The organism is Loktanella atrilutea (genome assembly GCF_900128995.1).
Taxonomy (GTDB): Bacteria; Pseudomonadota; Alphaproteobacteria; order Rhodobacterales; family Rhodobacteraceae; genus Loktanella; species Loktanella atrilutea.
In genome coordinates this window covers 178,915-192,971 of sequence record NZ_FQUE01000001.1, presented here as the reverse complement: position 1 = coordinate 192,971, position 14,057 = coordinate 178,915, and the positions used below count along the sequence as shown (strand labels likewise).

The 14,057-nt window shown below is 65.3% G+C and carries 13 protein-coding genes; 7 read left to right on the top strand and 6 right to left on the bottom strand.

Annotated features, from left to right (window positions below; all coding sequences use genetic code 11):
* Window positions 1–113: 113 nt before the first annotated feature.
* Window positions 114–731, top strand: a complete 618-nt coding sequence (locus BUA54_RS00910; RefSeq protein WP_072855328.1) for a L,D-transpeptidase — start codon at window positions 114–116, stop codon at window positions 729–731.
* A 75-nt stretch (window positions 732–806) separates the two neighbouring features.
* On the opposite strand, the gene aspS is transcribed toward BUA54_RS00910, so the two are convergent.
* Window positions 807–2,585 carry an aspartate--tRNA ligase gene (gene aspS, locus BUA54_RS00905; RefSeq protein ID WP_072855327.1) on the bottom strand — a complete coding sequence of 593 codons (1,779 nt, stop codon included), beginning with the start codon at window positions 2,583–2,585 and terminating at the stop codon, window positions 807–809.
* A gap of 156 nt (window positions 2,586–2,741) precedes the next feature.
* Between aspS and BUA54_RS00900 the strand changes: the two genes are divergently transcribed.
* From BUA54_RS00900 to BUA54_RS00885, 4 genes are all read left to right on the top strand, one after another.
* Window positions 2,742–3,968 (top strand): SAM-dependent methyltransferase, encoded by a 1,227-nt coding sequence (locus BUA54_RS00900; RefSeq protein ID WP_072855326.1) that lies wholly within the window; start codon window positions 2,742–2,744, stop codon window positions 3,966–3,968.
* Window positions 3,969–4,042: 74 nt separating this feature from the next.
* A complete protein-coding gene (gene carB / locus BUA54_RS00895; RefSeq protein ID WP_072855325.1) occupies window positions 4,043–7,375 on the top strand; it encodes a carbamoyl-phosphate synthase large subunit in 3,333 nt (1,110 codons plus the stop codon).
* 82 nt (window positions 7,376–7,457) lie between these two features.
* Window positions 7,458–7,754: a hypothetical protein gene (locus BUA54_RS00890; RefSeq protein WP_072855324.1), complete on the top strand. Its 297-nt coding sequence runs from the start codon at window positions 7,458–7,460 to the stop codon at window positions 7,752–7,754.
* A 154-nt stretch (window positions 7,755–7,908) separates the two neighbouring features.
* Entirely contained in the window at window positions 7,909–9,027 is a 1,119-nt protein-coding gene (locus tag BUA54_RS00885; protein WP_072855323.1) for a beta-ketoacyl-ACP synthase III, read from the top strand.
* Between the two features lie 15 nt (window positions 9,028–9,042).
* Here BUA54_RS00885 and BUA54_RS00880 read toward each other — a convergent pair whose 3' ends face one another.
* Both BUA54_RS00880 and arsH read right to left on the bottom strand, forming a co-directional pair.
* On the bottom strand, window positions 9,043–9,870 hold the full coding sequence (locus tag BUA54_RS00880) for an aldo/keto reductase (protein WP_072855322.1): 828 nt from the start codon (window positions 9,868–9,870) through the stop codon (window positions 9,043–9,045).
* A gap of 63 nt (window positions 9,871–9,933) precedes the next feature.
* Entirely contained in the window at window positions 9,934–10,635 is a 702-nt protein-coding gene (gene arsH / locus BUA54_RS00875; protein WP_072855321.1) for an arsenical resistance protein ArsH, read from the bottom strand.
* Window positions 10,636–10,740: 105 nt separating this feature from the next.
* On the opposite strand from arsH, the gene BUA54_RS00870 reads away from it, so the two are divergent.
* Both BUA54_RS00870 and BUA54_RS00865 read left to right on the top strand, forming a co-directional pair.
* Window positions 10,741–11,337: a thymidine kinase gene (locus BUA54_RS00870; RefSeq protein WP_072855320.1), complete on the top strand. Its 597-nt coding sequence runs from the start codon at window positions 10,741–10,743 to the stop codon at window positions 11,335–11,337.
* Window positions 11,338–11,384: 47 nt separating this feature from the next.
* Window positions 11,385–11,873: a cytochrome b gene (locus tag BUA54_RS00865; protein WP_072855319.1), complete on the top strand. Its 489-nt coding sequence runs from the start codon at window positions 11,385–11,387 to the stop codon at window positions 11,871–11,873.
* Here BUA54_RS00865 and BUA54_RS00860 read toward each other — a convergent pair.
* Genes BUA54_RS00860 through proC form a run of 3 tightly spaced genes read right to left on the bottom strand, consistent with a single transcriptional unit; the run spans window position 11,870 to window position 13,966 of the window.
* Window positions 11,870–12,823, bottom strand: coding sequence for a 2-hydroxyacid dehydrogenase (locus tag BUA54_RS00860; protein WP_072855318.1), 954 nt, complete (start codon window positions 12,821–12,823; stop codon window positions 11,870–11,872). The two genes, BUA54_RS00865 and BUA54_RS00860, sit on opposite strands and share 4 nt — an antisense overlap.
* Window positions 12,820–13,158, bottom strand: coding sequence for a tRNA-binding protein (locus BUA54_RS00855; protein ID WP_072855317.1), 339 nt, complete (start codon window positions 13,156–13,158; stop codon window positions 12,820–12,822). The genes BUA54_RS00860 and BUA54_RS00855 overlap by 4 nt, the downstream gene beginning before the upstream one ends.
* Window positions 13,151–13,966, bottom strand: coding sequence for a pyrroline-5-carboxylate reductase (proC, locus tag BUA54_RS00850; protein WP_072855316.1), 816 nt, complete (start codon window positions 13,964–13,966; stop codon window positions 13,151–13,153). Before proC ends, BUA54_RS00855 begins: the two co-directional genes overlap by 8 nt.
* Window positions 13,967–14,057 lie beyond the last annotated feature (91 nt).

Here is a 14,057-nt window from a genome sequence, read left to right as displayed (position 1 = left end):
CAAACCTGTGACATCCGTCACATATCCCGCGCAGAAGTGACCAATGCGTCCTTGAAACGACCGCGTGACCGGACCATCTTGTCGCCTGACCCGAATATGTACAGGAGCTTGCCATGATCGACCGCCGCCGCTTTATGATGTCCACGGTGCTGGGCGCCAGCGGCCTTGCCTTGCCGACGCTGTTGTCCGCGCAAGAGGTCGTGACGGATCCGCTCGTCCCCGAGGCGCCGGTGGAGCGCGACATGTCGCCCAAGCTGGTCCGGCTCGACAACCCGATGCCCGCCGGTCAGATTCACGTCGTGCCCGACGTCTATTCTCTGTACTGGACGCTGCCGAACGGCGAGGCGCTGCGGTATTACGTGGGCGTGGGCCGTGACGCCCTTTATATCGCCGGCGAGTTCACCGTGGGCGCCAAGAAGGAATGGCCCAGCTGGACGCCGACCAAGGACATGATCGAGCGTGAGCCCGATCACTACGCGCAATACAAGGACGGCATGCCGGGCGGTCCCGACAACCCCCTTGGTGCGCGCGCGCTTTACCTGTTCCAGCCGCAGATCGGCGATACCTTCCTGCGAATCCACGGCACGAACAAGCCCGACACGATTCGCACCGACGTGTCCAACGGCTGCGCGCGGCTGGTCAACGAGCAGGTCATCGACCTTTACGACCGCGTGCCCGTCGGGTCCGCCGTGTTCCTGTATGAAAAGGGTCTGTTGCCAAAGGCGGCCTGATCCCTACGTCACTGAGCTGGAACGAAAAGGGGCGCTGCAAGATTTGCAGCGCCCCTTCTTCATGTCCGGCGTGGTTCAGGCCTCTGGCGGCAGGACCCGCAGGCGCAATTCGCGCAGCTGTTCGTTCATCGGCTCGCTGGGCGCGCCCATCATCAGGTCTTCGGCACGCTGGTTCATCGGGAACATGATCACCTCGCGGATATTCGCCTCGTCCGCCAGCAGCATGACGATCCGGTCGATGCCGGCGGCACAGCCACCGTGCGGCGGCGCGCCATACTGGAACGCGTTGACCATGCCGCCGAACCGCTTCTCGACCTCTTCCTTGCCGTAACCGGCGATCTCGAAGGCCTTGAACATGATCTCGGGCTTGTGGTTCCGGATCGCGCCCGAGACCAGTTCGTAGCCGTTGCAGGCGAGGTCATACTGAAAGCCCAATACATCGAGCGGATCGCCCTGCAGCGCCTCCATCCCGCCCTGCGGCATGGAAAAGGGGTTGTGCTCGAAGTCAATCTTTCCGGTTTCCTCGTCGCGGGCGTAGATCGGGAAATCCACGATCCAGGCAAAGGCGAAGCGGTCCTTGTCGGTGAGGTTCAACTCCTCGCCGATGACCGTCCTCGCACGGCCTGCCACACCTTCGAACGCCTCCGGCTTGCCGCCGAGGAAGAAGGCCGCGTCGCCGACGTTCAGGCCGAGTTGCTGACGGATCGCCTCGGTGCGTTCGGGCCCGATGTTCTTGGCCAGCGGTCCAGCCGCCTCCATCCCCTCGCCCTGATCGCGCCAGAAGATGTAGCCCATACCCGGCAGCCCCTGCTGCTGCGCGAAGGCGTTCATGCGGTCGCAGAACTTTCGCGACCCGCCGCCGGGGGCGGGAATGGCGCGCACTTCCGTGCCATCCTGCTCCAGCAGCTTGGCAAAGATTGCAAAACCCGATCCCGCGAAATGCTCGCTGACGACCTGCATCTTGATCGGGTTGCGCAGGTCGGGCTTGTCGGTGCCGTACCACAGCGCCGCGTCGCGATACGAAATCTGCTCCCACGTCTGGTCGACCTTCCGGCCGCCGCCGAACTCCTCGAAAATCCCGCCGATCACCGGCTGGATCATGTCGAAGACGTCCTGCTGCTCGACGAAGCTCATTTCGAGGTCGAGTTGGTAGAAGTCGGTGGGCGAGCGGTCTGCGCGCGGGTCTTCGTCGCGGAAACAGGGCGCAATCTGGAAATACTTGTCGTAGCCCGACACCATGATCAGCTGCTTGAACTGCTGTGGCGCCTGCGGCAGGGCATAGAACTTGCCCGGATGCAGGCGGGACGGCACGAGGAAGTCGCGCGCACCTTCGGGGCTGGAAGCGGTGATGATCGGCGTCTGGAACTCGCGGAAGCCCTGATCCCACATGCGCTGGCGCATCGACCGCACCACGTTGGATCGCAGGGTCATGTTCTTCTGCATAGCTTCGCGCCGCAGGTCGAGGTAGCGATACTTCAGCCGCGTCTCCTCGGGGTATTCCTGATCGCCGAAGACCTGCAACGGCAGCTCCTTCGCGGCACCCAGCACCTCGATCTCGCGCACGAAGACCTCGATCTCGCCGGTCGGCAGCTTGGGGTTCACCAGCTGCGGGTCGCGGGCCTTTACCTCGCCGTCGATACGGATGCACCATTCGGCGCGCACCTTTTCCACGTCGGCAAAGGCGTCAGAGTCCGGATCGCACAGCAGCTGCGTCACGCCGTAGGTGTCGCGCAGGTCGATGAACAGGATGCCGCCGTGGTCGCGGACCCGGTGCACCCAGCCCGAAAGGCGCACGGTCTTGCCCACGTCGGCAGCGGTCAGATCGGCGCAGGTCTGTGTGCGATAGGCGTGCATGGGCGTGGTCCTTCGGGTCAAAGCGGGTCGCGCCGTTTCACCCCGGCCTCCCGCGGAAGTCAAGGCAAAGCCACGCCCCGCTTGGCGCACGGGTTAAGGACACTAGGTCAACCGGGCGAGAAGTCGCATGTCAACCGGGCGCGAAAGGACCCTCCGATGTGGAACCGCATACTCGATACTGCCCTGCGCCAGCTGATCGTCACCGATGCGCTGGAACTGACCTGGCCCGACGGGCATACCACGCGCTACGGCGACGGCAGCCCGCCAGTCAGGGTGGAACTGCACCGGGACGATATCGTGCAGCGACTGGTGCTGCGGCCCGATCTGACGCTGGGCAACGCCTATATGGACGGTGATCTGACAGTTGCGAATGATGATCTGGACGGGCTGCTGTCGATGCTGATGCGCAACCGCCAGCGCGGACGCACGACGGTGCTGATGGGGGCGGCGCGGCGGCTTGCCTCTCCGGTGCAGCGGTTGGCCCGGCGCAACCCGTTGACGCGGTCCCGGCAGAACGTGGCACACCACTACGATCTGTCGTCGGAGCTTTACGACCTCTTCCTCGATACGGACCGGCAATACTCCTGCGCCTATTTCACTGACCCCGACATGTCGCTGGATGCCGCGCAGGAGGCGAAGAAACACCATATCGCGCGCAAGCTCTGCATCCGGCCGGGGATGCGGATCCTCGATATCGGCTGCGGCTGGGGTGGCATGGCGCTGACGCTGGCGCGGGACTACGGCGCACGGGTCGTTGGCGTGACGCTGTCAGAGGAACAGCACCGTATTGCCGGCCAGAGGGTCAGGGAGGCCGGTCTGACGGACCGCATCGACATCCGGATGCAGGATTATCGCGAGGTCGCCGGCCCCTTCGACCGCATCGTGTCCGTGGGGATGTTCGAACACGTCGGCAAACCGCATTACCAGACCTATTTCGACAAGGTGCGCGATGTGCTGACCCCGGACGGCGTGGCGCTGATCCATACCATCGGCACGGCGACCCGGCCACGCGCCACCAGCGAATGGGTCCGCACGCACATCTTTCCCGGCGGTTACCTGCCCGCCCTGTCCGACATCCAGCATGCGGTCGAACACAGCGGCCTGATGCCCACGGATATCGAGGTGCTGCGCCTGCACTATGCCAAGACCCTGCGCCACTGGCGCGACCGGTTCGAGGCGCAGGCCGACCGCGCCGCTGCCCTTTACGACGACCGCTTCGTGCGGATGTGGCGGTTCTACCTGTCCGCTGCGGAACGGTCCTTTGTCGACGAACGGCTGGTGGTGTTCCAGATCCAGCTGGCGCGCGACAAGATGGCGGTCCCGCTGACCCGCGACTACCTTTATGTCAGAGAGGACGCGCAGGCTGCGATGGCGGCGCAATAGAAGGGGATAGGCCCTTGCACCCGGTCCCAGCACTTCTATAAGGCGGAGAATTTGCCGCAAATCAGGGGGCCGCCATGCCAAAACGTGATGATATCAAGTCGATCATGATCATCGGTGCGGGGCCCATCGTGATCGGGCAGGCCTGCGAGTTCGACTACTCCGGCGCCCAAGCCTGCAAGGCCCTGCGCGAGGAAGGCTACCGGGTCATCCTCGTGAACTCCAACCCCGCGACGATCATGACCGACCCCGGCCTCGCGGATGCCACCTATATCGAACCGATCACGCCAGAAATCGTGGCGAAGATCATTGAAAAGGAACGCCCCGACGCCCTGCTGCCCACGATGGGCGGCCAGACCGGCCTGAACACCTCTCTCGCGCTCGCGGACATGGGTGTCCTTGAAAAATTCGGGGTCGAGATGATCGGCGCCAAGCGCGAAGCCATCGAGATGGCCGAGGACAGGGGCCTGTTTCGCGAGGCGATGGACCGGCTGGGGATCGAGAATCCGAAGGCCACGATCATCACCGCGCCGAAGAAGGAGAACGGCAAGTTCGACATCAAGGCGGGCCTGCAGCTGGCGATCGAGGCCATCGAATATGTCGGCCTGCCTGCGATCATCCGCCCCGCCTTCACGCTCGGCGGCACCGGCGGCGGTGTCGCCTACAACCGCGAACAGTACGAATACTACTGCCGCTCGGGCATGGAAGCCTCGCCCGTCGCGCAGATCCTCGTGGACGAAAGCCTGCTCGGCTGGAAGGAGTTCGAGATGGAGGTGGTCCGCGACAAGGCGGACAACGCCATCATCGTCTGCGCGATCGAGAACGTGGACCCGATGGGCGTGCATACCGGTGACAGCATCACCGTGGCCCCGGCCCTGACGCTGACCGACAAGGAATACCAGATCATGCGCAACGGCTCCATCGCCGTCCTGCGCGAGATCGGGGTGGAGACCGGCGGGTCCAACGTGCAGTGGGCGATCAACCCCGCCGACGGCCGCATGGTGGTGATCGAGATGAACCCCCGCGTGTCGCGCTCCTCCGCCCTCGCCTCCAAGGCGACCGGGTTTCCCATTGCCAAGATCGCGGCGAAACTCGCCGTGGGCTACACGCTCGACGAGCTCGACAACGACATCACCGGCGTCACGCCCGCGTCCTTCGAGCCGACCATCGACTACGTCGTGACCAAGATCCCCCGCTTCGCCTTCGAGAAGTTCGCAGGATCCGAGCCGCATCTGACCACCGCGATGAAGTCCGTGGGCGAGGCCATGGCCATCGGCCGCACGATCCACGAATCCATGCAGAAGGCGCTGGCCAGCTTAGAAACCGGCCTCACCGGCTTCGACGAGATCGCAATCCCCGGCGCCCCCGATGCCGCCGCGATCACCAAGGCGCTGGCCAAGCAGACCCCCGACCGCATCCGCGTCATCGCACAGGCCATGCGCCATGGTCTCTCGGACGACGACATTCATGCGGTCACAATGTTCGACCCCTGGTTCCTCGCCCGCATCCGCGAAATCGTCGACACCGAGGAGCGGGTGAAGGCCGACGGCCTTCCGAGCGACGAGGCCGGCCTGCGCCGTCTCAAGATGATGGGCTTCACCGATGCCCGCCTCGCCACCCTCACCGGCCAGACCGAGGCGCAGGTCCGCAAGACCCGCACCAACGCCGGCGTCGTCGCCGTCTTCAAGCGGATCGACACCTGCGGCGCGGAGTTCGAGGCGCAGACGCCCTACATGTATTCCACCTACGAATCCCCCGTCATGGGCGAGGTCGAATGCGAGGCGCGGCCTTCGAACCGCAACAAGGTCGTGATCCTCGGCGGCGGGCCGAACCGGATCGGGCAAGGCATCGAGTTCGACTACTGCTGCTGCCACGCCTGCTACGCCCTGTCGGACGCGGGTTACGAGACCATCATGATCAACTGCAACCCCGAAACCGTGTCGACCGACTACGACACCTCCGACCGCCTCTACTTCGAGCCGCTGACCTTCGAACACGTGATGGAGATCCTGCGGGTCGAGCAGGACAACGGCACCCTGCACGGCGTCATCGTCCAGTTCGGCGGCCAGACCCCGCTGAAGCTCGCCAATGCCCTCAACGACGCCGGCATCCCGATCCTCGGCACCACGCCCGACGCCATCGACCTGGCCGAAGACCGCGAACGGTTCCAGGACCTCGTGAATCGGCTGGGCCTGAAGCAGCCGGTCAATGGGATCGCTTCGACCGACCAACAGGCCTTCGAGATCGCCAACCAGATCGGCTTCCCGCTGGTGATCCGCCCCTCCTACGTCCTCGGCGGCCGCGCGATGGAGATCGTCCGCGATCAGGCGCAGTTGGAGCGCTACATCAACGAGGCGGTCGTGGTGTCGGGCAAAAGCCCGGTGCTGCTCGACAGTTACCTGTCCGGTGCGGTCGAGGTCGATGTGGACTGCCTCTGCGACGGGGAAAACACCCATGTCGCCGGCATCATGCAGCACATCGAGGAGGCGGGCGTCCATTCCGGCGACTCCGCCTGTTCGCTGCCGCCCTATTCCCTGTCCGACGCGATGATCGCCGAAATCCGCGACCAGACCGAAAAGCTGGCGAAGGCCCTCCACGTCGTCGGATTGATGAACGTCCAGTTCGCGGTGAAGGACGAGGAGGTCTACCTGATCGAGGTCAACCCCCGCGCGTCGCGCACCGTGCCCTTCGTCGCCAAGGCCACGGATTCGGCCATCGCGTCCATCGCAGCAAGACTGATGGCAGGCGAGCCGCTGTCGAACTTCCCGCTCCGCGCCCCCTACCCCGAGACCGAGAACCCGATGGACGTGCTGCCGCTCGGCGATGCCTTCACGCTCGCCGACCCCAAGACACCGTGGTTCAGCGTGAAAGAGGCCGTGCTGCCCTTCGCCCGCTTTCCCGGTGTCGACACGATCCTCGGGCCGGAAATGCGCTCCACCGGCGAGGTCATGGGCTGGGACCGCAACTTTGCGCGCGCCTTCCTTAAAGCGCAGATGGGGGCCGGCACGATCCTGCCGGAGGATGGCTGCGTCTTCGTGTCGATCCGCGACGATGACAAGACGGACCAGATGGCCGAGGCAGCGCGCGGTCTGATTGACCTTGGCCTGACCATCACGGCGACCCGTGGCACGGCGGCCTGGCTGACCGGGCACGACATCCCGCACACGACGGTCAACAAGGTCTACGAAGGCGGCCTGACCATCGTCGACCGCCTGAAGGACGGCCATATCGCGCTGGTGCTGAACACGACCGAAGGCGCGCAGGCAGTGGATGACAGCCGCGAAATCCGGTCCGTCGCCCTGAACGACAAGATTCCGTATTTCACCACCGCCGCCGCCGCACAGGCCGCGGTGATGGCAATGCAGGAACGCGCGAATGGTGCCATTGACGTGCGGTCGTTGCAGGGCTGACACATTCGCGGGTCCGGCAACGGACCCGCGCCTAGACCCGCGAATCGTGCTATGATGCCGGCCTCGCAACCGGAGCTTCATCATGACACATCTGACCCCGGCCCTGATGCTTTCCGTCTTCGCCCTGTGCGCCTGCGTCCCGGCCCCTTCCGCACCGCCGCAGACGCTGACCCTGTCGCCCACCGGCTACCGCGCCGACGGCGACCAGTGCCGTCTGGCCCTCGAGTCGGAGGCGACGGTGAATTACCTTGACGATGCCGCCGATCTGGTAGCTTGTCCCGCCGACATGGAAAACCTCGGCGTCTTTGCCATCGACACCGGCGGGGTCGAGGTGGCGCGCATCGCGGGCTACGTCCTCTACTCCGTGCCCACCCGCTAGGTTGCCCCTGCCCGCAACGATGCCGACGGCAGGGTTGCTGCCATCGATGCCCTGTGCGTTGCCGAAAGGTGACCTTGCGGAGCGCGCTTTGCCCGGCAATGGACTTCCCCGGCGTCCCGCGGCCATAATGCGCTGATCCAAGGGGGGCCTTTTCATGTATCGCGCAGCCATCACCGGCACCGGGGTCTTTACCCCCGCACAGGTCATCACCAATGCCGAGCTCGTAGAGGCCTTCAACGCCTATGCCGACCGCTACAACGAACGGCATGCCGATGCGATCACGGCAGGTGATGTGACGGCGAAGGCCCATTCTTCGGTCGATTTCATCGTCGCGGCGTCGGGGATCGAGCAACGGCACGTGATCGACAAGACCGGCGTGCTGGACCCGGACCGCATGTATCCCCATTTCCGCGCCCGCAGCGATGACGAACCGTCGCTGATGGCCGAAACCGGGGTGGATGCCATCAACACGGCATTGGCACAGGCCGGGATCAGTGCGGATCAGGTCGATCTGGTGATCTGCGCAGCGTCCAACATCGAACGCGCCTATCCCGCCGTTGCGGTGGAAATCCAGCAACTGATCGGCGCGGGCGGCTTTGCCTTCGACATGAACGTCGCCTGCTCGTCGGCCACCTTCGGCATCCAGACCGCCGCCGACATGATCCGCACCGGCAGCGTCCGCACCGCGGTGGTGGTGAACCCCGAGATCACCAGCGCACACCTCGAATGGCGCGACCGCGATTGCCATTTCATCTTCGGCGATGTGGCAACGGCGACGGTCCTGCAACGGGCAGAGGATGCGAAGGACAGTCATTTCATCATCAGATCAACCCGTTGCGCGACACAGTTCAGCAACAACATTCGCAACAACGCGGGCTTCTTGCGGCGCACGCGCGACCAGATGGAGGATCGGCGCGACATGCAGTTCATGCAGAACGGCCGCAAGGTCTTCAAGGAGGTGCTGCCGCTGGTCAGCCAACACATGGCCGACCACATGGCGGACGAGGGCATCGGCCCGGATGACCTGAAGCGGCTTTGGCTGCATCAGGCCAACAAGGCGATGAACGACTATATCGGGAAGAAGGTGCTGGGCCGCGATCCCGAACCGGGCGAACAGCCGAACATCCTGCAGGATTACGCCAACACGTCCTCTGCCGGGTCGATCATCGCATTTTCGCAGCATTCGGAAGATCTGGAGCGCGGAGATCTGGGGATCATCTGCTCCTTCGGAGCCGGCTATTCAGTCGGCTCCGTCGTGGTCGAGCGGGCCTGAACCCGCTCGCATCCCTTAGCCGTTGAAGGTTTCGGGATCGGGGCCGGTGCGCTCGTTCTGATCCAGCTTGGCGATCGCGTCCATCTCGGCCTGCGTGATCTCGAAATCGAAGATCTCCATGTTGGCCCTCAGGTGGTCGGTCTTGGTCGACCGGGCGATGACCGCGTTGCCGCGCTGCAAGTGCCAGCGCAGGATGACCTGCGGCGCGGTCTTGCCGGTCCGCTCGGCCACGGCCTTGATCGGGTCCGCGTCGAAGGACCGGGCATTGCCCAGCGGCGACCAGCTTTGCGTCACGATGTCATGGGCGGCGTTGACCCGCACCGTCTCGGCCTGCTGCAGCATCGGGTTCACCTCGATCTGGTTCAGCACCGGGGCCTCTCCGGTCTCGTCGATGATCCGCTTCAAATGGGCCTCGTGAAAGTTGCACACGCCGATGGAGGACACCTGCCCGTCGGCGCGCGCGGCGATCAACGCCTTCCAGGCGTCGACGTAGGCGTCCTGTTTCGGGAACGGCCAGTGGATCAGCATCAGGTCGAGACGCTCCAGACCGATCCGCTTCAGACTGTCGTCCACCGACCGGCGCACGGCGTCGTAATCCATGCCGTCGTTCCAGACCTTCGAGGTGATGAACAGGTCGTCGCGGGGCTTGTCCGCCGACCGGATCCCCTCGCCCAATTGCTCCTCGTTGCGGTAGGCGGCGGCGCCGTCGATCAGCGGATAGCCCATCTCGATGCTTTCGCGCACGACGCGGGCGGTTTCCTCCTGCGGGACCTGCCAGATCCCGAGGCCGAAGGCCGGGATGGATTTGCCGTCGGTGAAGGTCTTGTTGGGAATGGCGGACATCTGGATGTCTCCTGTTCTTGTCGATTGCGGGACACAACAGGCCGGGCCGACATGGGTTCCGGATCAGGAGGTCACGCGTCTGTGGACGTCCTCCAGCGTTTCGACCCGTTCCGAATAGCGGTCGGTCAGCTGCGGGCGGCCACGGGTCAGCCATGTGAAGCGGACAAGTTCCTCCATCACGTCGACGATCCGGTTGTACAGCGGTCCCGGCAGCATGCGACCATCCGCGAACTGCTTGAAGGCCATCGGGACCGAGGACTGGTTCGGGATCGTCACCATCCGCATCCAGCGTCCCAGAACACGCATCTGGTTGACCGTGTTGAAGGATTGCGATCCGCCGCAGACCTGCATCAGAGCCAGGGTCTTGCCCTGCGTCGGCCTGATGCCGCCGATGGGCGCCAGCGGAATCCAGTCGATCTGCGCCTTCATCACTGCCGTCATCGCGCCGTGGCGTTCCGGGCTGGACCAGACCATGCCTTCGCACCAAAGCGCGAGGTCGCGCAATTCGCGCACCTTCGGGTGGTCGGCATTGGCCTCGTCCGGCAACGGCAGACCGGTCGGATCGAAGTGGCGCACCTCGCACCCCAGCGCACGCAGGACGCGGGCGCCCTCTTCCGCCGTCAGGCGGGAATAGCTGACTGCGCGCAGCGATCCGGTCAGGATCAGAATGCGCGGCGGATGGCGCGGGTCACCGGGGGCGGCAAGGTCGCCGGGGTCGATGGGGTGCAGCTGATCCGCGATGAGGTTGGGCATGTCTTCTGTCATGGGGCGGATCCTTTGCAAGCGTTGCGGCACGGTTACCCAAGCCCGCGCGGAATGTCAGCCGCCGGTTCTTGCAAATCCTCTGCGCGCACCGCTATCACCCGGGCCATGGCAAAGCTCTATTTCAACTACTCCACCATGAACGCCGGAAAATCGACGGTGCTGCTGCAGGCCAGCCACAACTACGTCGAACGCGGGATGCAGACCTATCTGATGACCGCCCGGCTGGACACCCGCGCGGGGCAAGGCCGGATCGCCAGCCGCATCGGCATCGCCCAGCCCGCCGACACCTACGCCCCCGGCGACAACCTCTACACCATGATCGAACGCCGGCTGGCACAGCCCTGTGCCTGCGTCTTCGTGGACGAGGCGCAGTTCCTGGAACCCGAGCAGGTGTGGCAGCTGGCCCGTGTCGTCGACGATCTGGACGTGCCGGTCATGTGCTTTGGCCTGCGGGTCGATTTTCAGGGCCAGCTTTTTCCCGGGTCCGCCACGCTGCTGGCGCTGGCGGACGAGATGCGGGAGGTCCGCACGATCTGTCACTGCGGGCGGAAGGCAACGATGGTCGTGCGCCGCGATGCAGCGGGCCGAGTCGTGCAGTCCGGCGATCAGGTGCAGGTCGGTGGCAACGACCGCTATGTCTCGCTGTGCCGCAGGCACTGGCGCGCCGCGATGGAGGGGGCGGAACCGGACCGCCTGCTCTGACGTTTGATGGCGATGGCGGAATTGGCTGCCTGACCCGGAATACATGCATGTCAGCCACGAAATACACCGCACCCCATATGATGCTGCACTGGCTGATCGCGGTGGCGGTTGGGATCCAGATCATCTTTGCCGATGCGATGGGCGCAAGCTTCGACGCCAAGATGGAGAACATAGAGATCGGGACCGGCTGGACCGGCGGCGCGATCTTTCATGCCCTGCTGGGTGCGACCATCGGTATCCTGATGCTTTGGCGTCTGGCTTTGCGACTGACAACCGACATCCCGCCACCGCCCGAATCGGCTGGGGTCATCCAGACCGTCAGCCGCGCGACCCATTGGCTGTTCTACGCGATCCTGATCGGCATGCCGATCGTGGGCGCACTGGCGTGGTTCATTCCGTCAGAAACGCTGGCAGAGGTCCACGACGTCACCGGAAAGGTGCTGATCGGGCTGATCGTGCTGCACATCGCCGGGGCGCTTTACCATCACTTCGTCGCGGGCGACAAGGCTGTGCTGCGGCGGATGCTGCCCCGCTAGGACCAGAGCGCCTGCGGTGGCCTCTGCCCGTCCGCCCATGATATGATATTGTCCAGCGCCATCTGTCCCATCGCCTCGCGCACCTCCAGCGCCGCCGTGCCCAGATGCGGCAACAGCACGACATTGTCCAAATCAGTCAGCGCCTTGGGCACCACGGGTTCGCGCGCATAGACGTCAAGCCCCGCGCGGATGCGCCCGCTGGACAGTTCCGCGATCAGCGCGGTCTCATCCACCACGTCGCCCCTTGCCACATTCACGAAGACGGTCCCGTCGCTTAGCTGCGCCAACGCGGCCGCGTCGATCAGGTGGGTATTGGGACCGCCGCCGGGCACCGTCACCACGACGATGTCCGACTGGCTCATCAGGCTGTGCAGGTCCGGCACCTGCCGCGCGGGCACGTCGACGTCCTTCTGCGAGCGGTTGAAGTAGATCACAGGCATGCCGAAGCCGAAATGCCCCCGCCGCGCTACCGCCTGACCGATCCGCCCCATGCCCACGATGCCCAGCCGCTTGCCGGTAACATGCGCGCCGAGCATCTGTGTCGGATGCCAGCCCGTCCAGCCCCCCGCGCGGACCAGACGCTCCCCCTCGCCTGCCCGCCGGGCGGTCATCAGGATCAGCGTCATCGCGATGTCCGCGGTGGCATCGGTCACGACGTCCGGGGTGTTCGATACCTGCACGCCGGCCGCCTGCGCCGCCGCCACGTCGATGTGGTTGTAGCCCACGCCGAAGCTCGCGATCATGCCGCAGCGCATGTCGTTTGCGGCAAAAGCCTCCTTGCTGAAACCGTCGCCCAGCGTGCAAAGGATCGCGTCATGCTGCTGCAGGGCCTCCGCCGCCTGGGCCGGCGACAGGCCATCGGTCCTGTCGCGCAGGGTCACGTCAAAGCGGGCGCGGGCGGCGGCGACCGTGGCGGGCGGGAAAGCGCGGGTCAGAAGCAGGCGTTTCAATGCAGACGCCCTCCGGCCGGGACGTCCTGATCCGGTGTCACCAGTACGACGGCGCCGTCTTCGTCCGGCATGCCCAGCACCAGCACCTCCGACATGAACTTGCCGATCTGGCGCGGCGGAAAGTTCACCACGGCACAGACCATCCGGCCCACCAGCATCTCGGGCGTGTAGTGGACGGTCAGCTGCGCGCTGGTCTTGCGCTCGCCGATGTCACCGCCGAAGTCGATCCAAAGCTTGATGGCCGGCTTGCGCGCCTCGGGATAGGGCTCTGCCCGGGTGACACGACCGACGCGCACGTCGACCTTTATGAAGTCGTCGAAGGAGATCTCAGTCACGGGCGAGCTCCCGGCTGCGGGTGGCCGCGGCGGTGACGGCACGGGTCAGCAGCGACGGAAAGCCGTGCTTGGCGTCCATCAACACCTCCAGCGCGGCCTGCGTGGTGCCGTTCGGACTGGTCACGTTGCGCCGCAACTGGGTGGGATCCTCCGGACTGTCCTCGGCCAATTGTCCCGCGCCGCCGACGGTGGCCTTGGCCAGCGCCATGGCAAGGTCGGGCGCCAGCCCCTGCTCCACCCCCGCCGCGGCCAGTGTCTCGATCAGGTGGAAGACGTAGGCGGGGCCGGACCCGCTGACAGCGGTGACCGCATCCATCTGACCCTCATCCTCCAGACGCACGGTCTGTCCCACGGCCCCCATCAGCGCCTCGGCCAGGGCCAGATGCGCTTCCGTCGCCGCGGCATTGCCGATCAGGGCAGAGATGCCGCGTCCGATTGCGGCGGGTGTGTTCGGCATCGTCCGCACGATCGGCGTTTCAGCGCCGAAGGCCGCCGCGAAGCGCGCCAGCGGCGTGCCGGCGGCGACCGAAACGAATAGCGTCCCGCCCCCGCCCAGCGCCTGCATCGATGGCAGGGCGGCGCCCATCATCTGCGGCTTCACCGCGACCAGCGCCACCGCCGGGTCGTCCGGCAGGTCCGCGTTCAGATGCACGCCCGTGGTCTTCACCCAATCCGAGGGTGCCGGGTCCAGCACCCAGACGCTGTCTGCCGGCAGACCGCCCTTCAGCCAGCCGTCCAGCAGCGCCGATCCCATCTTGCCGCAACCCAGCAGCACCAGCCCCCGGCGGGCCACATCATCCATATTCATCGCAACCACCCCGATTTTTTCAGCACTCTATGCAGCCGAAACCCGGGACACAACGCCGACAAGATCCGCAGCGGGTCTCCGTGTGGTTCCA

Bases quoted from the DNA above. Each gene is read 5' to 3' on its own strand.
- BUA54_RS00910 (WP_072855328.1), top strand. From the start codon at position 114: ATGATCGACCGCCGCCGCTTTATGATGTCCACGGTGCTGGGCGCCAGC.
- aspS (WP_072855327.1), bottom strand. From the start codon at position 2,585: ATGCACGCCTATCGCACACAGACCTGCGCCGATCTGACCGCTGCCGAC.
- BUA54_RS00900 (WP_072855326.1), top strand. From the start codon at position 2,742: ATGTGGAACCGCATACTCGATACTGCCCTGCGCCAGCTGATCGTCACC.
- carB (WP_072855325.1), top strand. From the start codon at position 4,043: ATGCCAAAACGTGATGATATCAAGTCGATCATGATCATCGGTGCGGGG.
- BUA54_RS00890 (WP_072855324.1), top strand. From the start codon at position 7,458: ATGACACATCTGACCCCGGCCCTGATGCTTTCCGTCTTCGCCCTGTGC.
- BUA54_RS00885 (WP_072855323.1), top strand. From the start codon at position 7,909: ATGTATCGCGCAGCCATCACCGGCACCGGGGTCTTTACCCCCGCACAG.
- BUA54_RS00880 (WP_072855322.1), bottom strand. From the start codon at position 9,870: ATGTCCGCCATTCCCAACAAGACCTTCACCGACGGCAAATCCATCCCG.
- arsH (WP_072855321.1), bottom strand. From the start codon at position 10,635: ATGACAGAAGACATGCCCAACCTCATCGCGGATCAGCTGCACCCCATC.
- BUA54_RS00870 (WP_072855320.1), top strand. From the start codon at position 10,741: ATGGCAAAGCTCTATTTCAACTACTCCACCATGAACGCCGGAAAATCG.
- BUA54_RS00865 (WP_072855319.1), top strand. From the start codon at position 11,385: ATGTCAGCCACGAAATACACCGCACCCCATATGATGCTGCACTGGCTG.
- proC (WP_072855316.1), bottom strand. From the start codon at position 13,966: ATGAATATGGATGATGTGGCCCGCCGGGGGCTGGTGCTGCTGGGTTGC.